The following is a 22,820-nucleotide window of genomic DNA, read 5'->3' on the forward strand; positions in this document are numbered from 1 at the left end:
CGGTCACACGCGCGTAGTCTCGTCACGGGTGTTCGCCGACAGGGTGAAGGCCCCGGTTGCCACATGCCCCCAGGCCTGGACCTAGGGTCGGCTCTCGGGCCCGGTCGACCCACCCCTCATCGGCCACAGCAACTTCACATCGGAAGCGAGATTTCACCACCGTGACTGCTCTGACTCTCAGCACCGCCGCGGCGCCCGGCCTCCGGGCCGACGCGATCGTGATCGGTGTCGCCAAGGGCGCCAAGGGACCCGTCGTCGCGCCCGGCGCCGACGCCGTGGACAACGCGTACGACGGCAGGCTGGCCGGCGTCCTGGAGACCCTCGGTGCCTCGGGTGCCGAGGGCGAGCTGACGAAGCTGCCCGCCCCGGCCGGCTTCAAGGCGCCGCTCGTGGTGGCGGTGGGCCTGGGCGCGGAGCCCGGGAAGGACGCCGGGTACGACGCCGAGGTGCTGCGCAAGGCCGCCGGCCTCGCCGCCCGTGCGCTCGCCGGCTCCAAGAAGGCCGCGTTCGCGCTGCCCGTCGACGACGCGGGCGCCGTCGGCGCGATCGGGGAGGGCGTCCTGCTCGGCGCCTACGCCTTCGACGCGTACAAGGACTCCGGCAAGGACGCCAAGGCCAAGAACGGCAAGGCCCCGCTGGCCGAGGCCGCGCTGCTCGGCGGCAAGCCGCGGGACGCCGCCCACAAGAGCGCCGTGGCCCGGGCCGTCGCGGTCTCCGAGGAGCTGAACCGCTCCCGTGACCTGATCAACATGCCGCCGAACGACCTCACCCCGGCGATCTTCGCCGCCGAGGCGCAGGCCGCGGCCAAGGAGCACGGCCTCAAGGTGCAGGTGCTCGACGACAAGGCCCTGGTCAAGGGTGGCTACGGCGGCATCCTGGGCGTCGGCGGCGGTTCGGCCGCGACCCCGCGCCTGGTCAAGCTGACGTACACGCACCCGAACGCGGAGAAGCACCTGGCCTTCGTCGGCAAGGGCATCACCTACGACTCGGGCGGCATCTCCCTGAAGCCGGCCGGCCACAACGAGACGATGAAGTGCGACATGAGCGGTGCCGCCGCCGTGTTCGCCGCGGTCGTCGCCGCCGCCCGCCTCGGCCTGGAGGTCAACGTCACCGGCTGGCTGGCGCTGGCCGAGAACATGCCCTCCGGCTCCGCCGTGCGCCCCGGTGACGTGCTGCGCATGTACAGCGGCAAGACCGTCGAGGTGCTGAACACCGACGCCGAGGGCCGGTTGGTCCTGGCCGACGCGCTGTGGGCGGCCTCGCTGGAGAAGCCGGACGCGATCGTGGACGTGGCCACGCTGACCGGCGCGATGATGCTGGCGCTGGGCAGCCGGACGTTCGGTGTCATGGCCAACGACGACGCCTTCCGCACGGCGGTGTACGAGGCCGCGGAGGAGGTCGGCGAGCCGGCGTGGCCGATGCCGCTGCCGGAGCACCTGCGCAAGGGCATGGACTCCACCGTCGCGGACATCGCCAACATGGGTGAGCGGATGGGCGGCGGGCTGGTCGCCGGTCTGTTCCTGCGCGAGTTCGTGGGCGAGGGGATCACCTGGGCGCACCTCGACATCGCGGGCCCCGCGTTCAACGAGGGGGGTGCCTTCGGGTACACGCCGAAGGGCGGTACCGGCTCCGCGGTGCGGACGCTGGTGCGGCTTGCGGAGCTGACGGCCGCGGGTGAGCTGGGCTGAGTCGCCCGATGGCTCGGTCGATTCCGTAGTACGGATCCGCCGCGTGGGGGCTGTTCGCGCCCGCGCGGCGGAGCCGCATATCGATACAGCCCCGCGCCCCTTTTGGGCCGGCTGCCGCCGGATACGGCCCCGCGCCCCTTCGGGTTCGCCGCCCCGAGCCTTCCTTTCAAGTGAGCGTGGGGTGTCTCACACTCCAGCCCGGCGTCTCGTCCGCCTCGAACAAGTGCAAAGATGGAGCCCGGCAGGACAGGGCCCCCACCGAAGGGCCGAAGCATCAAGCGGCCGGACACCAGCCGCCTGCCGGTCATCGGAGACCGGCGTACGGCGCACATGCATGGAGGACGTGACGTGGCGAACGACGCCAGCACCGTTTTCGACCTAGTGATCCTCGGCGGTGGTAGCGGTGGTTACGCCGCGGCCCTGCGCGGAGCGCAGCTGGGCCTGGACGTCGCCCTGATCGAGAAGGACAAGGTCGGCGGCACCTGCCTGCACCGGGGTTGCATCCCCACCAAGGCCCTGCTGCACGCGGGCGAGATCGCCGACCAGGCTCGCGAGAGCGAGCAGTTCGGCGTCAAGGCCACCTTCGAGGGCATCGACGTCCCGGCCGTCCACAAGTACAAGGACGGTGTCATCGCCGGCCTGTACAAGGGTCTGCAGGGCCTGATCGCCTCCCGCAAGGTGACCTACATCGAGGGTGAGGGCCGGCTGTCCTCCCCGACCTCCGTCGACGTGAACGGCCAGCGCATCCAGGGCCGCCACGTCCTGCTGGCGACCGGCTCCGTGCCGAAGTCGCTGCCGGGCCTGGAGATCGACGGCAACCGGATCATCTCGTCCGACCACGCCCTCGTCCTGGACCGCGTGCCCAAGTCCGCGATCATCCTGGGCGGCGGTGTGATCGGCGTCGAGTTCGCCTCGGCGTGGAAGTCCTTCGGCTCGGACGTCACGGTCATCGAGGGCCTCAAGCACCTCGTCCCGGTCGAGGACGAGAACTCCTCCAAGCTTCTTGAGCGCGCGTTCCGCAAGCGCGGCATCAAGTTCAACCTGGGCACCTTCTTCCAGAAGGCCGAGTACACCCAGGACGGTGTGAAGGTCACCCTCGCGGACGGCAAGGAGTTCGAGGCCGAGGTCCTCCTCGTCGCCGTCGGCCGTGGCCCGGTCTCCCAGGGCATCGGCTACGAGGAGCAGGGTGTCGCCATGGACCGGGGCTACGTCCTGGTCGACGAGTACATGCGCACCAACGTTCCGACCATCTCCGCCGTCGGTGACCTCGTCCCGACCCTCCAGCTCGCGCACGTCGGCTTCGCCGAGGGCATCCTGGTGGCGGAGCGTCTGGCCGGTCTGAAGGTCGTTCCGATCGACTACGACGGTGTCCCGCGGGTGACGTACTGCCACCCGGAGGTCGCCTCCGTCGGTATCACCGAGGCCAAGGCCAAGGAGATCTACGGCGCGGACAAGGTCGTCGCTCTGAAGTACAACCTGGCGGGCAACGGCAAGAGCAAGATCCTCAACACCGCGGGCGAGATCAAGCTCGTCCAGGTGAAGGACGGTGCCGTGGTCGGCGTCCACATGGTCGGCGACCGCATGGGTGAGCAGGTCGGCGAGGCCCAGCTGATCTACAACTGGGAGGCGCTGCCGGCCGAGGTCGCCCAGCTCATCCACGCCCACCCGACGCAGAACGAGGCGATGGGCGAGGCGCACCTGGCGCTCGCCGGCAAGCCCCTGCACTCCCACGACTGAGCCTTCGGTCCACGGGCGCGACGACACAGACTTCCGCAAATTCCTAAGGAGAAACCGAAACCATGGCGGTTTCCGTAACCCTTCCGGCGCTCGGTGAGAGCGTCACCGAGGGCACTGTCACCCGCTGGCTGAAGGCCGAAGGCGAGCGCGTCGAGGCCGACGAGCCGCTGCTCGAGGTGTCGACCGACAAGGTCGACACCGAGATCCCCTCGCCCGCCTCCGGCGTGCTGGCCTCCATCAAGGTCGCCGAGGACGAGACCGTCGAGGTCGGCGCCGAGCTGGCGGTCATCGACGACGGCACGGGTGCGCCCGTTGCCGCTCCGGCCCCCGCGGCCGCCGAGGCTCCGGCCCCGGCCCCCGTCGCCGAGGCCCCCGCCGCTCCGGCCCCGGCCCCCGAGGCCCCGGCCGCCCCCGCTGCCGCCCCGGCCGGTGGCGCCCAGGGCACGGACGTGGTCCTGCCCGCGCTCGGTGAGTCCGTCACCGAGGGCACCGTCACCCGCTGGCTGAAGTCGGTCGGCGACTCCGTCGAGGCCGACGAGCCGCTGCTCGAGGTCTCCACGGACAAGGTCGACACCGAGATCCCGGCGCCCGCCTCCGGCGTGCTGCTCGAGATCGTGGTCGGCGAGGACGAGACCGCCGAGGTCGGCGCCAAGCTCGCCGTCATCGGCGCCGCGGGTGCGGCTCCGGCCGCCGCCCCGGCCCCGGCTGCCCCGGCTCCGGCCCCCGCCGCTCCGGCCCCGGCTCCGGCCGCCCCGGTGGCTCCGGCCGCCCCGGCCCCGGCTGCTCCGGCCCCCGCGCCCGCCCCGGTCGCCGCCGCTCCGGCTCCGGCCGCCCCGGCCCCCGCGCCGGTGGCTCCGGCTCCGGTCACCCCGGCTCCGGCCGCCGCCCAGGCGACCGACGAGGGCGCCTACGTCACCCCGCTGGTGCGCAAGCTCGCCGCCGAGAACGGCGTCGACCTGGCCGCCGTCAAGGGCACCGGCGTCGGCGGCCGCATCCGCAAGCAGGACGTCATCGCCGCCGCCGAGGCCGCGAAGGCTGCCGCAGCCGCTCCGGCTCCGGCCGCCGCTCCGGCCGCCGCCAAGAAGGCCCCGGCCCTCGAGGTCTCCCCGCTGCGCGGCCAGACCGTCAAGATGACCCGCATCCGCAAGGTCATCGGCGACAACATGGTCAAGGCGCTGCACGAGCAGGCCCAGCTGTCCTCGGTCGTCGAGGTCGACGTCACCCGCCTGATGAAGCTGCGCGGCAAGGCGAAGGACTCCTTCGCCGCCCGTGAGGGCGTCAAGCTCTCCCCGATGCCGTTCTTCGTCAAGGCCGCCGCCCAGGCGCTGAAGGCCCACCCGGTCATCAACGCCCGGATCAACGAGGCCGAGGGCACGATCACCTACTTCGACACCGAGAACGTCGGTATCGCGGTGGACTCGGAGAAGGGCCTGATGACCCCGGTCATCAAGGGTGCGGGCGACCTGAACATCGCCGGCATCGCCAAGGCCACGGCCGACCTGGCGGGCAAGGTCCGCGCCAACAAGATCACCCCGGACGAGCTGTCCGGCGCGACCTTCACCATCTCCAACACCGGTTCGCGCGGCGCGCTGTTCGACACGATCATCGTGCCGCCGAACCAGGTCGCGATCCTCGGCATCGGTGCCACGGTCAAGCGTCCGGCCGTCATCGAGACCGAGGAGGGCACGGTCATCGGCGTCCGCGACATGACCTACCTGACCCTCTCCTACGACCACCGCCTGGTCGACGGCGCCGACGCGGCCCGTTACCTGACGGCGGTCAAGACGATCCTGGAGGCGGGCGAGTTCGAGGTCGAGCTCGGCCTCTGATCCCCCGATCAGGCAGTACGGAGCCCCGCCCGGAACCTTCCGGGCGGGGCTCCGCCGTTTCAACGGGGCAAGCCGCAACTCCCAGGGACGCGGGCGACCACCAGGAACCCCAGGTCGCCCGAAGACCGTCCGCACCGAGCCGTCAGGCGCCGCAGGCCCCATGTGCGCCTCGTCTCACCTGCACGAAAGCACCCCCATGCATCCCTCCGAAGCGCCGCACGGCTTTATTGTCTAAACGTCAGCCCCTCCGGAAGGAGCCCTCATGACCGCCCCCGTCATCCACTCGCTGCGCGAACAGATCCGCGAGCACATCGTGGAGGGAATCGTCAGCGGTCGCTGGCAGCCGGGCGAGCGCATCGTGGAGCGGCGGATCGCCACCGAGCTGGAGGTCAGCCAGACTCCGGTCCGGGAGGCCCTGCGCGAGCTGGAGTCCCTGCGGCTGATCGAGTCCGCGCCGAACAAGGGCGTACGCGTCCGGAACCTGACCGCGGCCGATCTGGAGGAGAGCTACCCCGTCCGGGCCGGCCTGGAGGCCATCGCGGCGGAGCTGGCGGCCGAACGCCTCGCGGAGGACTGCTCGGCCCTGGAACCGCACGTCCTGGCCCTGTACGAGGCCGACCGCAGGGCCGACGGCACGGCCCAGGTCCGCCACACGGTCGGCTTCCACCGCGAGCTGGTCCGCGCGGCGGACAACTCGGTGCTGCTGCACACCTGGGAGGGCCTGGGCATCGAGGTCTTCACGGCGCTGTCGATCCGCTGGCTGGGCACGGTCCAGCAGTCCTACGCGGAGGAGCACGAGGAGCTGGTGCAGGCCTTCAAGCGCAGGGATCCGCGCATCGCCGAGCTGGTGAAGGCGCACGTCCTGGGCTGCGCCCCGAGGGCCTGATTCACCCGAGCATACCGTCGCTCACCTGCGAAAACCCGGGTCGGATGCGGCACCGGGTGCCCATTTCAAAGGCACCGGGTGCCTACTTTCTCGAAATCGAGAAGTTTTGCCCCGTACCCCTTTGATCGATCATCGATCAGGGAGTTACAGTCGCCGACGGACTTCCACCGAAGTCCGCTGCCCTGTCCTGCCAAAGACCAAGGGCACCCCCGAACCCTTACCGATGAGGGAACCCCCTTCGACTGAGGAAGGCGGCGACATGACCGACCCCAACGCCATCCAGCCGAGCGCGCTCGACCAGCTCCCCGACCGCGACCCCGAGGAGACCGCCGAATGGCAGGCCTCCCTGGACGCCGTCGCCAGGGAGGCCGGGCCGCACCGCGCCGCATACCTGATGCGTCGCACGCTGGAGCGCGCCGAGGCGGGCGGCATCGCGCTGCCGAAGCTCCTCGAGACCGACTACGTCAACACGATCCCCACCGCCGCCGAGCCGGGCATTCCCGGTGACGAGGCGATGGAGGCCCGGATCACCGCGTGGAACCGCTGGAACGCGGCCGCCATGGTGACCCGCGGCTCGAAGTACGGCGTCGGCGGCCACATCGCCACCTTCGCCTCGGCGGCCTGGCTCTACGAGACGGGCTTCAACCACTTCTTCCAGGGCAAGGAGGCCGACGGGTCCGGCGACCAGCTCTACATCCAGGGCCACGCCTCCCCCGGCATCTACGCCCGCGCCTTCCTGGACGGCCGGCTGAACGAGGGCCACCTCGACAACTTCCGCCAGGAGTCCGGCGGCAACGGCCTGCCCTCCTACCCGCACCCGCGCCGGCTGCCCTGGCTGTGGGAGTTCCCGACGGTGTCGATGGGCCTCGGCCCGCTGTCGGCGATCTACCAGGCGCGCTTCAACCGGTACCTCACCAACCGCGCCATCAAGGACGTCTCCGCCTCGCACGTGTGGGCGTTCCTCGGCGACGGCGAGATGGACGAGCCGGAGTCGACGGCGGCCCTCGCGCTCGCGGCGCGTGAGGAGCTGGACAACCTCACCTTCGTCATCAACTGCAACCTGCAGCGCCTCGACGGCCCGGTGCGCGCCAACTTCAAGATCGTGCAGGAGCTGGAGGCCCAGTTCCGCGGCGCCGGCTGGAACGTCATCAAGACGCTGTGGGGCTCGGCCTGGGACGAGCTGTTCCAGCTCGACACCACCGGCGCGCTGGTACGCCGTCTGCGCGAGGTACCGGACGCGCAGATCCAGACGTACCAGACCCGCGACGCCGCCTACATCCGCGCCGACTTCTTCGGCAAGGACCAGGCGCTCGCCGAGATGGCGAAGCTGCTGAGCGACGACAAGATCCTCGAGTGCTTCCACCTCTCGCGCGGCGGTCACGAGGCCCGCAAGGTCTACGCCGCCTACAAGGCCGCCGTCGAGCACAAGGGCGCGCCGACCGTGATCCTGGCCCAGACGGTCAAGGGCCACACCCTCGGCGAGGGCTTCGCGTCGAAGAACGCCAACCACCAGATGAAGAAGCTGACGGTGGACGAGTTCAAGACGATGCGGGACCTGCTGGACCTGCCGATCAAGGACAGCGACTTCGCCGACGGCGTGGTGCCCTACGGCCACCCGGGCGCCGACTCCCCCGAGGTCCGCTACCTCCAGGAGCGCCGCGCGGCCCTGGGCGGCCCGGCCCCGGCCCGCCGCACGCACGCGCTGGCCCCGCTGCCCGCCCCCGCCGAGAAGGCCTTCGCCTCCTTCGACAAGGGCTCCGGCTCCCAGAACGTGGCCACCACCATGGCCTTCGTCCGTCTGGTCAAGGACCTGGTCCGCGACAAGGAGACCGGCAAGCGCTGGGTGCCGATCGTCCCCGACGAGGCGCGCACCTTCGGCATGGAGAGCCTCTTCCCGTCCCTGGGCATCTACTCGCCCAAGGGTCAGACGTACGAGCCGGTCGACCGCGACCAGCTGATGTACTACAAGGAGGCCAAGAACGGCCAGATCCTCAACGAGGGGATCACCGAGGCCGGTTCGATGGCCGACTTCATCGCCGCGTCCAGCGCGTACGCCACGCACGGCGAAGCGATGATCCCGTTCTACATCTTCTACTCGATGTTCGGCTGGCAGCGCACGGCCGACCAGATGTGGCAGCTCGGCGACCAGCTCGGCCGCGGCTTCCTCGTCGGCGCGACGGCGGGCCGTACGACCCTGACGGGCGAGGGCCTCCAGCACGCCGACGGCCACTCCCCGGTGATCGCGGCCACCAACCCGGCCGCCCTCACCTACGACCCGGCGTTCGCGTACGAGATCGCGGTCGTCGTCCGTGAGGGTCTGCGCCGGATGTACGGCGAGGCCAAGCCGGGCGAGGACCAGAACGTCTTCTACTACCTGACGGTCTACAACGAGCCGCTGCCGCAGCCGGCCAAGCCGGCCGGGCCCGGTATCGACGAGGGCATCGTCAAGGGCCTGTACCGCTTCAACACGGCGGAGTCCGCGGGCGTGACCGCCCCGGCCAACGCCCCGCGCATCCAGCTGCTCGGCTCCGGCACGGCGATCCACTGGGCCCTGGAGGCGCAGCGGCTGCTCGCCGAGGAGTGGGGCGTGGCCGCCGACGTGTGGTCCGCGACCTCCTGGTCCGAGCTGCGCCGCGACGCGCTGGAGGCCGACGCGGCCCTGCTGCGCGGCGAGGAGCGCGTGCCGTACGTCCGCCAGGCGCTGCAGGGCGCCGAGGGCCCGGTCCTGGCCGTCTCCGACTACATGCGCCAGGTCCCGGACCAGATCGCGCAGTGGGTCGAGCAGGACTGGTCCTCGCTGGGCGCCGACGGCTTCGGCCTGTCCGACACCCGCGAGGCCGCCCGCCGCCACTTCGGCGTCGACGCCCAGTCGATCGTCGTCGCGGCCCTGGCCCAGCTCGCCAAGCGCGGCGAGGTCAAGGCGACCGCGGTGAAGGAAGCCCGGGAGAAGTACGGGCTGTAGTCGTCCGAGTCCTGGGAAGGGGTACGGCAGCTGCCGTACCCCTTCTTCGTCGTTCTCTGCCGGTGGCCCCCGGCATCATGAGACGCATGCGTGCGGCCCGGCTCATCAAGATGGTGCTCCTCCTCCAGTCCCGCCCCTCCATGACCGCCGCCGAGCTGGCCCGGGAGCTGGAGGTGTCGGAGCGGACGGTCACGCGGGACGCGCAGGCGCTCTCGGAGGCCGGGGTGCCCGTGTACGCCGACCGGGGGCGGGCCGGCGGGTACCGGCTGATCGGCGGGTACCGCACACGGCTGACGGGGCTCGCCCGGAGCGAGGCCGAGGCCCTGTTCCTGAGCGGGGTGCCGGGGGCGCTGCGGGAGATGGGGCTGGACGACGTCGCCTCCGCCGCCCGGCTGAAGGTCTCCGCGGCCCTGCTGCCCTCCCTGCGGGACGCCCCGGACAGCGCCGCCCAGCGGTTCCATCTGGACGCGCCCGCCTGGTTCCGCGAGCCGGCGACACCCGCGCTGCTGCCCGTGGTCGCCGAGGCGGTGTGGGACGACCGGCGGATCGGGGCCGTGTACCGGCGCGGGGAGACCGTCGTCGAGCGGGACCTGGAGCCGTACGGGCTCGTGCTGAAGGCGGGCGTCTGGTACCTGTGTGCGCGGGTGGGCGACGGCGGCGCCTTCCGGACGTACCGGATCGACCGGTTCGACGCCGTCGAGGTACGTGACGAGCACTTCGACCGCGATCCGGAGTTCGGCCTCCCCCGGTACTGGGCCGAGCAGGCCGAACGGTTCGCCCGGTCGATCCTGCGCGCCGAGGTCGTCGTACGGCTGTCCCCGGACGGTGTGCGCAGGCTGCCGTACGCCGTCGATCCGCTCTCCGCGCGCGAGGCGCTCGCGGGCGCGGGCGGGCCGGACGCCGAGGGGTGGGTGACGGTGACCGTGCCGGTGGAGTCGGAGGAGGTCGCGCACACCCAGCTGACGGCGCTGGGGCCGGAGGCCGAGGTGCTGGCGCCGGGGAGCCTGCGGGATCGGTTCGCGGCGGACGCGGCCCGGCTCGCCGCGCGCTACGGCCGTGGAGAGGTCTCATAACGATCCGCGGCACTCCGGGCGACTCCGCGTGCGCCCCGCCGGCTCAGGCCCGATGCTGGACCCGTGATGGAAGAGTCGGAGTTCTGGGAGCTGATCGACACCACCCGCGAGGCCGCCGAGGGCGACCCCGAGGAGCAGGCCGACCTGCTCGTGGACCGGCTGCTCCAGCTGGACCCGGAGACGGTCCTGGACTTCGCCCGTCACTTCGAGTCCCGTTACAACCGTGCCTACCACTGGGACCTGTGGGGCGCCTCCTGGGTGCTGCTCGGCGGGGCCAGTGACGACGCGTTCGACTACTTCCGGTGCTGGCTCATCGGCCAGGGCCGAGACGTCTTCGAGGGCGCCCTGCACGCCCCGGACTCGCTGGCCGAGCTGCTGCGGGACTTCGACGAGGAGATCGACGGCGACGGAGAGGAACTGGGGTACGCGGCGGACGAGGCGTACGAGCAGCTCACCGGCGCCGTCGCCCCGGACCTCGGCATCGCGCCGGCGCCCGTCGAACCGGAGGGCACTCCGATCGACTTCGAGAACGAGGCGGCCCTCGCCGAGCTGTATCCCCGGCTTTGGGCACGTTTCAAGGGCTGACTCCGGGAGCGTGCAGGGGTGGCGCCGCGTTGGCCAGATCGAGTGCGGAGGCCGTAGCGGCGGCCGGCCCGACCACGACCGCCGCGACCACGCGGACGACGGTCCAGGGGCGGCGCACCGCCCGGGTCCACACGGAGGCCGCCGGCCCCGACCGCCGGGCCTGCTCGTCCTGCTGCCGTGTACCGCTCATCGTCTCCCCGCCTCCGGTCGGCGCATCTCCCGCTGAGTGCGTGCCCCGACGGTAGGGCGGCGGCCTCAGCGGGTGCCGTGAGTCGCCTGTGGCGCTCCTGTGGCCACGGGCCGGGCGGGGACACGGCCCTGCAGGCGGGCGGCGGACTGTCTGATCTCCGGGAGCCGGGCGGTCAGGGCGGCGCCCGGGCAGCTGGTCATGAAGCCCTCGCCGTGGCCGGCCACGGCGGGCAGGGTGGCGGTGCTGCCGGCCTTGTAGCGGCTGAGGCCGTTGCTGGAGACCAGGCGGGCGCGGGAGCGCGGGTCGACGTCGGCGAGGCCGAGCTTCCAGGCGGTGAGGGCGGCGATCGCGTCGGTCATGGCCCGCGGCACGTCGACTCCGGCGGTGAAGGTGCCGAGGGCGGCGATGCCGGTGGTGCGGTGGTTGAAGCCCTGGGTGTGGGCGCCGGTGACGGGCCGCTCGACGCCTCCGGCGCGGCCCTCGTAGATGGTGCCGCAGCGGTCGACGAGGAAGTTGTAGCCGATGTCGTCCCAGCGGCGCAGGCCGGTCTGGCCGGCGTACAGGTCGCGGATGATGCGGGGCGCCTCGGCGCAGTCGTAGTGGTTGGGCGAGTCGGTGTGGTGGACGAAGACGGCGACCACCTTGTCGTCGTAGCGCGGGGGCGGCTGGCTGTGCGCGGCCGCGGTGCGGTCCAGCCAGGCGGAGCGGGGCACGATCCGCGGCCGGGGGGCGTGATGGGCCGGCTGGGGCCGGTCCGCGGCGGGCTGGCCGAGACCCAGCTCGCCGGGGCGCTCGACACCGCGGGCGAACAGGGCCAGCGCGAGGATGGCGGTCAGGCCGGGCAGAGCGCCCAGCAGCACCAGTACGGCACTGGGCACGTGCACGCCCCGCCGCTTCCGCGTCCCTCGCGATCTTCGGAAGGCAGGCATGAGCCCACTGTCGGGCCGGTCCGCCGGGCTCGCGATGTGTGCTGTGCCACCCGGTGGAACCATCGTCCTGGTGGAGGACGTTTCTGGGGATATACGCACACGTGGCCGGTTCGCCGTCGGGTGGGCGCTCGCGCGCGTGCGTGACTGATCATCGGGCCCGTCCCGGCCGTATTAGGGGGTCCGAGAGAAAGGCGGCTCCGTGGACCTGCTCGACCTGGTGCTCGCACTGGTGATCCTCGTCTACGCGGCGTCGGGGTACCGGCGCGGCCTGGTGGCCGGATGCGTGTCCCTGGCCGGGTTCGTGGGCGGCGCGGTCGTCGGTGTGTGGGCGCTGCCGTGGGTGACCGGCCTGGTGGCGCGCGGCTCGGCGACCGCGACCGTGCTGGCGGTGCTGACGGTGCTGGTGCCGGGGGCGGTGGGGCACGAGCTGGCGGGCCGGCTGGCGCTGCGGCTGCGCCGGGAGCTGGACCGGGAGGGCCGGGGTCCGCTGCGGGTGGCGGACGGGATAGGGGGTGCGGCGGCCAACTCGGTCGCGGTGCTGATCGTGGCCTGGGTCGCGGCGAGCGTGCTGGGCGCGTCCTCGTCGCAGACCCTGACGACGGCCATACGGAACTCGGCGTTGCTGGGCGCGGTGCAGCAGACGATGCCGGAGACGACCCCGGTGTGGTTCTCGCGGGCGACGTCCGCCCTGACCGAGGCGGGCTTCCCACAGGTCTTCAACCCGTTCGAGAACGAGTCGACGGCGCAGGTGCCCCGGCCCACGGGCGACAGTGTGACGCCGGCCGCGACCGGTGCCGCCAAGCGGAGCACGGTGAAGATCGAGGGCGCCTCCGGTACCGAGGGCCGGGAGGGCAGCGGCTTCGTGTACGCGCCGCGGCACGTGATGACGAACGCCCACGTGGTGGCGGGCATCGACCACCCGAGCGTGCGGGTGGGCGGGGTCGGGCGGTCGTACGAGGCCCGGGTGGTGCTCTTCGACCCCGACCGGGACGTGGCGGTGCTGTACGTGCCCGATCTGCGTGCCCCGGTGCTGCGGTTCGACCGGAGTGCCGCACGCGGCGACTCGGCGGTGGTCGCGGGCTATCCGCAGGACGGGAACCTGAACCTGCAGGCGGCGACGGTGGCGAACCGGGTGCGGGCGACCGGCCAGAACATCTACAGCAATCACACGGTCACCCGGGAGATCTACTCGATCCGCTCGACGGTCCGGCCGGGCAACTCCGGCGGCCCGCTGCTGACCACCGGCGGGCGGGTGTTCGGTGTGGTCTTCGCCCGCTCCACCTCGGACGCCGAGACGGGGTACGTGCTGACCGCGGCCGAGGTGGCGGGCGACGCCGGACGCGCGGCCTCGGCGACCGCGCCGGTGGACACGGGCCAGCTGGTCACGTCGTAGCGCGTCGTCGCCGCGTGACGGTCTTCTCGGGGGCGAGGGGGGAAGGATGGGGCGCATGGAACCTTCGCGAATCGCGGTGGCCGGTGCGTCCGGTCTCATCGGCAGCGCCCTGGTGCGGTCCCTGACCGCGGACGGGCACGAGGTGGTGCGTCTGGTCCGCCGTGCGCCCCGGGACGGCAGCGAGGTCCGCTGGGACCCCGAGCGGCAGCAGGTGGACGCGGCCGGTCTGGTCGGCTGCGACGTGGTGGTCAACCTCGCGGGGGCGGGGATCGGCGACCGGCGCTGGACACCGGAGTACAAGCGGCTGGTCCGGGACAGCCGGGTGCTCGGCACGGCGGCGCTGGCGGAGGCTGTGGCCTCGCTGGACACACCGCCGCGGGTCTTCGTGAACGGCAGCGCGATCGGCTTCTACGGCGACACGGGCGACCGGGCCGTGGACGAGGACGCGCCGCCCGGCGACGGGTTCCTGCCATCGCTGTGCGTGGAGTGGGAGGAGGCGGCTGCGCCCGTGCAGGAGGCGGGCGTGCGGACGGTCTTCGTGCGCACGGGGCTGGTGGTGGCGCGCGGCGGCGGGGCCTGGGGCCGGCTGTTCCCGCTGTTCAAGGCCGGGCTCGGGGGGCGGATGGGCGACGGACGGCAGTACTGGTCGTACATCGCGCTGCACGACGAGGTCGCCGCGATCCGGTATCTCATCGACCAGGACACCCTGTCCGGGCCGTTCAACCTCACCGCGCCCCAGCCGCTGACGAACCGTGAGATCACCGAGGCGATGGGGCGGGTGCTGCACCGGCCGACGCTGTTCGCCGTCCCGGCGCCGGTCCTGCGGACGGCGCTCGGCGAGATGGCCGGGGAGGTGCTGGGCAGCCTGCGGGTGGTGCCGAAGCGGCTGCTGGAGTCGGGGTTCACCTTTGCGTTCCCGGGGATCGACGACGCGATCCGCGCGGCCTGAGAGGACGCCGCGCACGCCGGCTGACATGACGTCAGGAAGCTCTGGGATCTCCTGTGACCTCTTGTGACCGTATGCGACCGTCGTGCGACCGTGCTCTGTTGATGCGCGACTGTTCCTGACCGATCACGGCCCTAACCTCGACCCGAACTCGGGTATCCCCGGAGCCTGTTGGGGGCATGACGTCTCCACCGGCCGCGCAACCACAGGAGGGGCCTCGTGCTTGAGCCCGCGTACCAGGTGGACGTCGTCATCGTGGGAGCCGGAATCGCCGGACTCTCGGCGGCTCATCGGCTCACCAGCGCAGGAGTAACAACCGTAGTCCTGGAAGCCGCCCCTTATGCGGGCGGCCGCATGTCGACCGAGAAGGTCGACGGCTTCCGGCTCGACCGCATCGGACAGCTGCTGTCCACGTCCTATCCCGAGCTCCGCCGCACCCCGGGACTCGGCTCGCTCACCCTGCGCCGCTTCGCGCCGGGCGTACTGCTGCACCGCGACGGACAGACCCATCGCACGGGCGCACCGGCGACCGGAGGGAGCGCAAGGGGCGCACTCCATGTGGTGCGCGCCCTGGCAAGCGCCCCCAGGGGCCCGGCGGCCGCACCGGGCCGTGCCGGTGCGCCGGTGGGCGGCGCGGTCGACCAGGCCCGCCTCGGCGCCGCCCTGGGCCGGATCGCCGCCACTCCCGTCGAACGCCTGCTGTCCCGGCCCGAGCTGCCCGCCGCGCAGGCCCTCGCGGCCCGCGGGATGCCCGCCCGGACCGTCGACGGCTTCCTGCGCCCGCTGCTCGCCGCGCTGCTGTGCGACCCGGAGCTGACCACCTCCAGCCGGTGCGCCGACCTGGCGCTGCACTCCTTCGCGAGCGGCCGGCTGTGCGTGCCGGAGGGCGGTGCGGAGGCGCTGCCGGAGCTGCTGGCCGGCACGCTGGCGCCCGGCACCGTGCGCACCGGGGTGCGGGTCACCTCCGTGTCCACGACCTCGGTGACCACGGCCGAGCACGGTGAGATCCGCTGCCGTGCGGTGCTGCTGGCGACCGACGCGCGGGCCGCGGCCGAGCTGCTGCCGGGCCTGCGGGTACCGGACTTCCATCCGGTGACGGTCGTTCACCACACCACGGACGAACCGGCCGCGGTCCTCGCGACGGGCACGTCGCTGCTGCTGGACGCCGACCGCGGCGGACCGGTCGCACACACGGCGGTGCTCAGCAACGTCGACCCGAGCCGCGCGCCGGCCGGCCGGGTGCTGATCTCGTCGACCGTGCTGGGCACCCCGCCCGACGACGTCGACACCGCCGTCCGCATCCACCTCTCGCGGCTCTACGGGACCTCGACACGCCGCTGGGAGACGCTCGCCGTGCACCACACCCCGCAGGCGGTACCGGCGATGCGCCCCCCGCACGACCTGCGCCGCCCGGTACGCCTGCTGGCCGGCCTGTACGTCTGCGGCGACCACCGCGACACCAGCACCGTCCAGGGCGCCCTGCACTCGGCCCACCGGGCCGCGGCGGCGATCCTGGCGGACCTGGGAGCGGCGGGACCGATGCACAGGGCGGATCCGGCACCCACGCTGCCTCGAGCGGCCTAGTCCGTCAGCCCAGCGCGGCGACCCTCTCCCGGTACCCCCTCACCGGCGCCGCGTCCTTGTACGGCTCCAGTCTGCGTTCGAAGTCCTTCACGTACTCGATCGCGCGAGCGCTCCGCATCTCCGCCGCCTGGCCGGCGGCCTCGGCGGCCAGTGCGCAGGCCTGGTCGAGTTCGCCGAGGCCGAGCCGGGCGGTGGCGAGGACGACCCGGCAGAACAGTCGGCTGCGGGCGTACGAGGGCGCGCGCAGCTGGAGGGAGCGCTCCGCGTGCTGGGCGGCGGCCCGGAACTGCTGCAGGTCGCGGTGGCAGTGCCCGAACTCGTCGGCGAGCTGCGCCTCGTCGAAGAACCGGGCCCAGTACGGCACCTCGTCCCCGGGCCGGGCCGCCTCCAGGGCGCGCTCGGCCCGCACCAGCGACCCGGTGCACGCCCGCACCTCCCCGAGCACCCCGTGCGCGCGGGCCTCGGAGGCGTGCAGCAGCGCCTGCACGACCGGTGGTGCGCCGGTGCCGACCCCCTGCTGGGCCACCCGTGCCAGCTGTACGGCCTCCCTGCCGTGCCCGAGGTAGACGGCCTGACGGCTCATGGTGACCAGTACGTAGGAGCCGTAGGACCGGTCACCGGCCGCCTGGGAGAGGCGCAGGGCCTGCACGAAGTAGCGCTGGGCGAGTCCGTGCGCGGCGATGTCGTACGAGGTCCAGCCGGCGAGCCGGGTGAGGTCGGCGGCCGCGGCGAACAGGCGGCGGCCGGTCTGCTCGTCGTAGACGCCGCGCAGCATGGGCTCGCACTCGTGCTCCAGGTAGCGCACCAGGGCCTGCCGCGCGTGGCCGCCGCCGTAGGCGTCGTCGAGGGTGCGGAACAGCTCGCCGACCGAGCGCAGCGCGGCGATGTCACCGCCGGTGACCTTGTGGCCGGGAGCGCGGGCGGCGTGTCCGCGGGGCCGGGGCGGAGCGGGTACGGCTTCCGGCCGGTCCCGGACGGCGGGCCGGGCCTGCGCGGGCACCCGGGGGGCCGACTCCCGGGCCACCCGGTCGTCGGCCTTGCCGATCAGCCAGTCCCGGCTGGGCACGACCAGCCCCGCCGGGGTGAAGGCGATCTTGCGCAGCTCGGCGTGACTGCCCGAGTCCTTGCGCCACAGACCGCTGACGATGTCGACGGCCTCTTCGGGGGTGGCCGCGAACTCGAGCCCGGCGTACACCGGCGCACAGGCGTCCAGGCCGAGGTCCTGGGCCGTGAGCCGGCGTCCGAGCCGGCGGGTGAACACCTCGGCGATCAGGGCGGGCGTGGTGCCCCGGGGCTGCTGCCCACGGAGCCAGCGGGTGACCGAGGTCTTGTCGTATCTGAGGTCCAGCCCGTGCTCCAGACCGAGCTGGTCGACGCGACGAGCCAGACCCGCGTTGGAAAACCCCGCTTCTGCGATGAGCGCGGCGAGCTGGCGGTTGGGGGTGCGCTGCGCGGGTCGGTCCGTCATCTGCGGTGCGGTCTCCTGCCTTCCGGCGCCTGAAGTGCCGGGATTGCCTGTGAGCAGCCCTTATGGCCTCGTGAACGGCGCGAATGTAGCGGAGAGTGAGTAGACGATCACATACTTCGCCGCTCATTCATCCGATCGTGTGAGGATTGCCCCCAGGGCTGACGTGCCCCGGGCGGACGTACAGTGGCGTGGGCGCGTTATGTGCCTGACACACCCATTGCTGAGGGAGGCGCTTGCCGTGAGTGAGTTGCGGTTCGTCCACATGGGGTTCGGCGCGGACGCCGTCGAGTACCAGGAGGCGTGGGACGAGCAGCGCCGGGTGCACGCGGCCCGGTTCGCCGACGAGATCCCCGACACCGTGCTGCTCCTGGAGCACCCCCCGGTGTACACGGCGGGCCGCCGGACCGAGGACGGCGAGCGCCCGCTGGACGGCACCCCCGTCATCGACGTGGACCGCGGCGGCAAGATCACCTGGCACGGCCCCGGTCAGCTGGTGGGCTACCCGATCCAGAAGCTGCCCCGCCCGGTGGACGTGGTCGCCCACGTGCGCCGCCTCGAGGAGGCACTCATCCGCACCTGCACCGAGTTCGGCGTGGAGAGCACCCGGGTCGAGGGCCGCAGCGGCGTGTGGGTGCTCGGCGACCCGGTCGAGCAGCGGCCGGCCCTCGGCGGGCTCGCCCTCGACTTCGACCCGCGGCTCCAGGACGAGGAGTTCGACCCCCGCCTGAACGGCCCGGAGTACGCCCCCTCCAACGCCGGCCAGCGCCGCGAGGACCGCAAGATCGCCGCGATCGGCATCCGCGTCGCCAAGGGCGTCACGATGCACGGCTTCTCCTTCAACGTGAACCCGGACAACCGCTGGTTCGACCGGATCATCCCGTGCGGCATCCGTGACGCGGGGGTGGCCTCCCTGGCCGGCGAGCTGGGCCGCGCCATCACCGTCGAGGAGGTCCTGCCGGTGGTGGAGCGCCATCTTCGGGACATTCTTGAGAACGCGGAGCCGAAGCCGCGGGAGATCGAGAAGGCATCCGCCTGATCGGGGAATGCGCCCCATGGCTGTGAGGTTGGCCTCACCCGTAGGGCTCAGTTAACACGGGCGTACCCTGGTGTGCGCCGAAGAATCGAAGATTTCGTCTAAGCAATCAGCAGGGAGCCGGTCGTGTCCGCAGTCGCACCCGACGGACGCAAGATGCTGCGCCTGGAGGTCCGCAACAGCCAGACCCCCATCGAGCGCAAGCCCGAGTGGATCAAGACTCGGGCGAAAATGGGCCCCGAGTACACGGCGATGCAGAAGCTCGTGAAGAGCGAGGGTCTGCACACCGTCTGCCAGGAAGCCGGCTGCCCGAACATCTACGAGTGCTGGGAGGACCGCGAGGCGACCTTCCTCATCGGCGGCGACCAGTGCACCCGGCGCTGTGACTTCTGCCAGATCGACACCGGCAAGCCCGAGGCCCTCGACCGTGACGAGCCGCGCCGGGTCGGCGAGTCCGTGGTCACCATGGACCTGAACTACGCCACCATCACCGGCGTCGCCCGCGACGACCTGGAGGACGGCGGCGCCTGGCTGTACGCGGAGACCGTGCGCCAGATCCACCAGCAGACCGCCGGGCGCGAGGCCGGCCGGACCAAGGTCGAGCTGCTGGCCCCCGACTTCAACGCGGTCCCCGAGCAGCTCGCCGAGGTCTTCTCCTCCCGTCCCGAGGTCTTCGCGCACAACGTCGAGACCGTGCCGCGGATCTTCAAGCGGATCCGCCCGGGCTTCCGCTACGAGCGCTCGCTGAAGGTCATCACCGAGGCCCGCGACTTCGGCCTGGTCACCAAGTCCAACCTGATCCTCGGCATGGGCGAGACCCGCGAGGAGGTCAGCGAGGCGCTCAGGCAGCTGCACGAGGCGGGCTGCGAGCTGATCACCATCACCCAGTACCTGCGCCCCTCGGTGCGCCACCACCCGGTGGAGCGCTGGGTGAAGCCGCAGGAGTTCGTGGAGCTGAAGGAGGAGGCCGAGCAGATCGGCTTCGCCGGTGTGATGTCCGGCCCGCTGGTCCGGTCCTCGTACCGCGCCGGGCGCCTGTACCAGATGGCGATGGAACAGCGCCGGTCCGCTGCTCCGCAGCCGGGCGGCGGCTCCATCGCGGCCCAGGCTGTGTGAATTCACGCACAAGCTGTTACTGGCCAGTAATGGCCGAGTCGACGCGGTCCTGACCGTCCTCGCTGATGAGGACGACCGTCAGGGCCGCGTCAGCGTTTCGGCGCTCCGTATCAAGGCTTCATTGGCGTTTGACCGGCCGGTCACGCCCTGGTAACACCAATCAGTGACTCTGGTATCACGCGACGTACACCCGACCGAGGGGGGACCTCGATCATGCAGGCCGCGCCCGTCCGCGCCACCGCCATTCCGTCCTTCACCGACGCGCTGCGCGCCGTGGAGTCCCTGCTCATGAGCGGCGGCCAGCGCACCGCCCGCCGCAACGCCTGGACCTCCGTGCTGGAGGACCGCCGCCGCGCCAAGGACCGGGTCGAGGCGCAGCGCGTGCTCGAACAGGCCCGTACCCGCTCCTGAAACCTCTCCTCGCCGGGCACTGCCGTCGTGGGCACTCCCGGGGGCACGTAGACTTCGTGGCATGGCGAGGAAGGAAACCGCGGCGGACGCCGCGAACGCAGGGCGACTGAAGCAGATCGCCCTTACGTACAAGATGACCCGTAAGGCCGACAAGAAGATCGGTCTTGTGCTGGCGGCCGTCGGTATCGGCACCCTCGGTGTCTTCCTCGCGATCGGCTTCGTGACCGGCTACCCGGTCTATCTCGGCATCCTGGGCCTGCTGCTGGCCTTCCTGGCGACGGCGATCGTTTTCGGCCGCCGCGCCGAGCGTGCCGCGTTCGGGCAGATGGAGGGCCAGCCGGGCGCCGCAGCGGCCGTGCTGGACAACATCGGCCGGGGCTGGACGACGACTCCGGCGGTGGCGATGAACCGCAGCCAGGACGTGGTGCACCGCGCGGTCGGCAAGGCCGGCATCGTGCTGGTCGCCGAGGGCAACCCGAACCGGGTGAAGAGCCTGCTGGCCGCCGAGAAGAAGAAGATGAACCGCATCGTGGCGGACGTGCCGGTGCACGACGTGATCGTGGGCAACGGCGAGGGCCAGATCGAGCTGAAGAAGCTGCGCACGACCATGCTGAAGTACCCGCGCGTACTGACCGGCCCCCAGGTGACCACGACCAACGACCGGCTGCGCGCCATGGGCGACCTGATGAGCAACATGCCGCTGCCGAAGGGTCCGATGCCGAAGGGCATGCGGATGCCGAAGGGCGGGCCGAAGGCCCGCTAGTCCTCCTCGTACGAGAAAGGGGGCGCCCGACCACTGGTCGGGCGCCCCCTTCGTCGTACGAGGTCCGGCTTCGTCGTACGAGGTTCAGCTCCGGACTTCCACGGTCTTCGCGACCCGGTCGTGCAGGCCGCGGCCGTCCCGGTCCCAGATCAGGGCGGGGATCGCCAGGCACAGCAGGACCGTCCGCAGCAGGGCGCGCGGCGGGTTGACCGTGCCGGTCTGCAGGGCCACGACCCGGATGCCGAAGAGACGCTTGCCCGGGGTGAAGCCGATCGTGCCGACCGTGAGGGCGCTCATCACGAAGAAGATGAGCAGGGCCCAGTTGCTGGTGGCGGGGCTGTTGCCATGCGTGATCAGGCCGTATGCGATCAACACGCACAGCCCCCAGTCCACGGCCAGGGCACCGAGCCGCCTGCCGGGCCGTGCGATCGAGTTCGGTCCGTCCTGCGGGAGGCCGAGCTGCTCGCCCCGGTACCCGAAGTCGGCGCCGGCTTCTTCCATGGCCGCGCGCGGCCCGGAGAGCCACGACCCCATTGCTTGCCTGTTGTCCACCCGTCCACGGTACGCGCCCGGAATCGGGCCGGGCGCACAGGGGTGTGTCGGCGCTACGGTGGAACAGTGGCCGGTTAACTTCTGCGAAACAAACGGGTCACGCCCGAGAAATCACCCGTCCCTAGGGTCGGATGCAGCGTGTGCCACCGCACTGGCCGCACGAACGATCTACCACCCCGGCGGGACGGTCGGGAGTAGGAGGAGCTGGATGTTCCAGAACGCCGACGAGGCCAAGAAGTTCATCGCGGACGAGGACGTCAAGTTCGTCGACGTCCGTTTCTGCGACCTGCCGGGCGTCATGCAGCACTTCACCGTGCCCGTCGAGGCGTTCGACCCGGACGAGGAGCTGGCCTTCGACGGATCGTCGATCCGTGGTTTCCAGGCCATCCACGAGTCCGACATGGCTCTGCGCGCCGACCTCTCCACGGCCCGTGTGGACCCGTTCCGCCGCGACAAGACCCTCAACGTCAACTTCTTCATCCACGACCCGATCACGGGCGAGCAGTACTCCCGTGACCCGCGCAACGTGGCCAAGAAGGCCGAGGCCTACCTCGCGTCGACCGGTATCGCGGACACCGCGTACTTCGGTCCCGAGGCCGAGTTCTACGTCTTCGACTCCGTCCGCTTCGCCACCAGCGCGAACGAGTCCTTCTACCACATCGACTCCGAGGCGGGTGCCTGGAACACCGGCGCCGTGGAGAACAACCGTGGCTACAAGGTCCGCTACAAGGGCGGCTACTTCCCGGTCCCGCCGGTCGACCACTTCGCCGACCTGCGCGCCGAGATCTCCCTGGAGCTGGACAGGCAGGGCCTGAAGGTCGAGCGCCAGCACCACGAGGTCGGCACCGCCGGCCAGGCCGAGATCAACTACAAGTTCAACACGCTGCTCGCCGCGGCCGACGACCTCCAGCTCTTCAAGTACATCGTGAAGAACGTGGCCTGGCGCAACGGCAAGACCGCGACCTTCATGCCGAAGCCGATCTTCGGTGACAACGGCTCGGGCATGCACGTGCACCAGTCGCTGTGGACCAACGGCGACCCGCTGTTCTACGACGAGGCCGGTTACGCGGGCCTGTCGGACACCGCCCGCTACTACATCGGCGGCATCCTCAAGCACGCCCCGTCGCTGCTGGCCTTCACCAACCCGACGGTGAACTCCTACCACCGTCTGGTCCCGGGCTTCGAGGCGCCGATCAACCTGGTGTACTCGCAGCGCAACCGCTCCGCCGCGATGCGCATCCCGATCACGGGCTCCAACCCGAAGGCCAAGCGCGTCGAGTTCCGCGCGCCCGACTCCTCCGGCAACCCGTACCTCGCCTTCTCGGCGCTGCTCCTCGCGGGCCTCGACGGCATCAAGAACAAGATCGAGCCGGCCGAGCCGATCGACAAGGACCTCTACGAGCTGGCTCCCGAGGAGCACGCGAACGTGGCCCAGGTCCCGACCTCGCTGCCGGCCGTCCTCGACTCGCTCGAGGCCGACCACGAGTTCCTCCTCCAGGGCGACGTGTTCACGCCGGACCTGATCGAGACGTGGATCGACCTCAAGCGCACCACCGAGATCGCGCCGCTGCAGCTGCGTCCGCACCCGCACGAGTTCGAGCTGTACTTCGACGTGTGATATAGCCCCAGGTCGGAGCGGTCATTCGCTCCCCTGAGCCGTCCGTGGGCCGTCGGC

The 22,820-nt window shown here is 71.6% G+C and carries 19 protein-coding genes; 15 read left to right on the forward strand and 4 right to left on the reverse strand.

The annotated features are described in order from the left end of the window. Window positions 1-161 precede the first annotated feature (161 nt). The 7 genes from FB157_RS02355 (at window position 162) to FB157_RS02385 (ending at window position 10,760) form a co-directional block, all read left to right on the forward strand. Complete coding sequence (locus FB157_RS02355) at window positions 162-1,688, forward strand: leucyl aminopeptidase (protein WP_145875388.1); 1,527 nt, start codon at window positions 162-164, stop codon at window positions 1,686-1,688. A gap of 348 nt (window positions 1,689-2,036) precedes the next feature. After that, window positions 2,037-3,425 carry a dihydrolipoyl dehydrogenase gene (gene lpdA, locus FB157_RS02360; RefSeq protein WP_145875391.1) on the forward strand — a complete coding sequence of 463 codons (1,389 nt, stop codon included), beginning with the start codon at window positions 2,037-2,039 and terminating at the stop codon, window positions 3,423-3,425. A 62-nt stretch (window positions 3,426-3,487) separates the two neighbouring features. Then, on the forward strand, window positions 3,488-5,254 hold the full coding sequence (sucB, locus tag FB157_RS02365) for a 2-oxoglutarate dehydrogenase, E2 component, dihydrolipoamide succinyltransferase (RefSeq protein ID WP_145875393.1): 1,767 nt from the start codon (window positions 3,488-3,490) through the stop codon (window positions 5,252-5,254). A gap of 262 nt (window positions 5,255-5,516) precedes the next feature. Next, on the forward strand, window positions 5,517-6,140 hold the full coding sequence (locus FB157_RS02370; protein WP_145875395.1) for a GntR family transcriptional regulator: 624 nt from the start codon (window positions 5,517-5,519) through the stop codon (window positions 6,138-6,140). Window positions 6,141-6,399: 259 nt separating this feature from the next. After that, window positions 6,400-9,102 carry a pyruvate dehydrogenase (acetyl-transferring), homodimeric type gene (aceE, locus tag FB157_RS02375; RefSeq protein WP_145875396.1) on the forward strand — a complete coding sequence of 901 codons (2,703 nt, stop codon included), beginning with the start codon at window positions 6,400-6,402 and terminating at the stop codon, window positions 9,100-9,102. An 86-nt stretch (window positions 9,103-9,188) separates the two neighbouring features. Further along, entirely contained in the window at window positions 9,189-10,175 is a 987-nt protein-coding gene (locus tag FB157_RS02380) for a YafY family protein (protein WP_145875398.1), read from the forward strand. A 63-nt stretch (window positions 10,176-10,238) separates the two neighbouring features. Next, window positions 10,239-10,760 (forward strand): DUF4240 domain-containing protein, encoded by a 522-nt coding sequence (locus FB157_RS02385; protein ID WP_145875399.1) that lies wholly within the window; start codon window positions 10,239-10,241, stop codon window positions 10,758-10,760. On the opposite strand, the gene FB157_RS02390 is transcribed toward FB157_RS02385, so the two are convergent. Next, window positions 10,750-10,950 (reverse strand): hypothetical protein, encoded by a 201-nt coding sequence (locus FB157_RS02390; RefSeq protein ID WP_145875401.1) that lies wholly within the window; start codon window positions 10,948-10,950, stop codon window positions 10,750-10,752. The genes FB157_RS02385 and FB157_RS02390 overlap by 11 nt on opposite strands. Before the next feature lie 65 nt (window positions 10,951-11,015). After that, window positions 11,016-11,828, reverse strand: coding sequence for a peptidoglycan recognition protein (locus FB157_RS02395; RefSeq protein ID WP_261386145.1), 813 nt, complete (start codon window positions 11,826-11,828; stop codon window positions 11,016-11,018). Window positions 11,829-12,078: 250 nt separating this feature from the next. Between FB157_RS02395 and FB157_RS02400 the strand changes: the two genes are divergently transcribed. The 3 genes from FB157_RS02400 (at window position 12,079) to FB157_RS02410 (ending at window position 15,802) form a co-directional block, all read left to right on the forward strand. Continuing rightward, entirely contained in the window at window positions 12,079-13,272 is a 1,194-nt protein-coding gene (locus tag FB157_RS02400) for a MarP family serine protease (RefSeq protein ID WP_145875404.1), read from the forward strand. Between the two features lie 55 nt (window positions 13,273-13,327). After that, a complete protein-coding gene (locus FB157_RS02405) occupies window positions 13,328-14,221 on the forward strand; it encodes a TIGR01777 family oxidoreductase (protein WP_145875405.1) in 894 nt (297 codons plus the stop codon). A 216-nt stretch (window positions 14,222-14,437) separates the two neighbouring features. Then, window positions 14,438-15,802 carry an NAD(P)/FAD-dependent oxidoreductase gene (locus tag FB157_RS02410; protein ID WP_145875407.1) on the forward strand — a complete coding sequence of 455 codons (1,365 nt, stop codon included), beginning with the start codon at window positions 14,438-14,440 and terminating at the stop codon, window positions 15,800-15,802. A 4-nt stretch (window positions 15,803-15,806) separates the two neighbouring features. Here FB157_RS02410 and FB157_RS02415 read toward each other — a convergent pair whose 3' ends face one another. Then, complete coding sequence (locus tag FB157_RS02415; protein ID WP_145875409.1) at window positions 15,807-17,270, reverse strand: regulator; 1,464 nt, start codon at window positions 17,268-17,270, stop codon at window positions 15,807-15,809. A 238-nt stretch (window positions 17,271-17,508) separates the two neighbouring features. On the opposite strand from FB157_RS02415, the gene lipB reads away from it, so the two are divergent. The 4 genes from lipB to FB157_RS02435 all read left to right on the forward strand — a co-directional run bounded on the left by lipB (window position 17,509) and on the right by FB157_RS02435 (window position 20,593). Further along, window positions 17,509-18,306: a lipoyl(octanoyl) transferase LipB gene (gene lipB / locus FB157_RS02420; protein ID WP_145875411.1), complete on the forward strand. Its 798-nt coding sequence runs from the start codon at window positions 17,509-17,511 to the stop codon at window positions 18,304-18,306. Window positions 18,307-18,429: 123 nt separating this feature from the next. Beyond that, complete coding sequence (lipA, locus tag FB157_RS02425; protein ID WP_145875413.1) at window positions 18,430-19,419, forward strand: lipoyl synthase; 990 nt, start codon at window positions 18,430-18,432, stop codon at window positions 19,417-19,419. Between the two features lie 213 nt (window positions 19,420-19,632). Further along, a complete protein-coding gene (locus tag FB157_RS02430) occupies window positions 19,633-19,830 on the forward strand; it encodes a hypothetical protein (RefSeq protein ID WP_145875414.1) in 198 nt (65 codons plus the stop codon). A 61-nt stretch (window positions 19,831-19,891) separates the two neighbouring features. Continuing rightward, window positions 19,892-20,593, forward strand: a complete 702-nt coding sequence (locus tag FB157_RS02435; RefSeq protein WP_145875416.1) for a DUF4191 domain-containing protein — start codon at window positions 19,892-19,894, stop codon at window positions 20,591-20,593. 84 nt (window positions 20,594-20,677) lie between these two features. Here the strand turns inward: FB157_RS02435 and FB157_RS02440 are convergent, their stop codons facing one another. Beyond that, complete coding sequence (locus tag FB157_RS02440) at window positions 20,678-21,145, reverse strand: RDD family protein (protein ID WP_145875418.1); 468 nt, start codon at window positions 21,143-21,145, stop codon at window positions 20,678-20,680. Window positions 21,146-21,353: 208 nt separating this feature from the next. Between FB157_RS02440 and glnA the strand changes: the two genes are divergently transcribed. After that, window positions 21,354-22,763: a type I glutamate--ammonia ligase gene (glnA, locus tag FB157_RS02445; protein WP_145875419.1), complete on the forward strand. Its 1,410-nt coding sequence runs from the start codon at window positions 21,354-21,356 to the stop codon at window positions 22,761-22,763. The last annotated feature ends 57 nt before the right edge of the window (window positions 22,764-22,820 follow it).

The sequence above is a fragment of the Streptomyces sp. BK340 genome (assembly GCF_007827595.1).
Classification (GTDB): domain Bacteria; phylum Actinomycetota; class Actinomycetes; order Streptomycetales; family Streptomycetaceae; genus Streptomyces.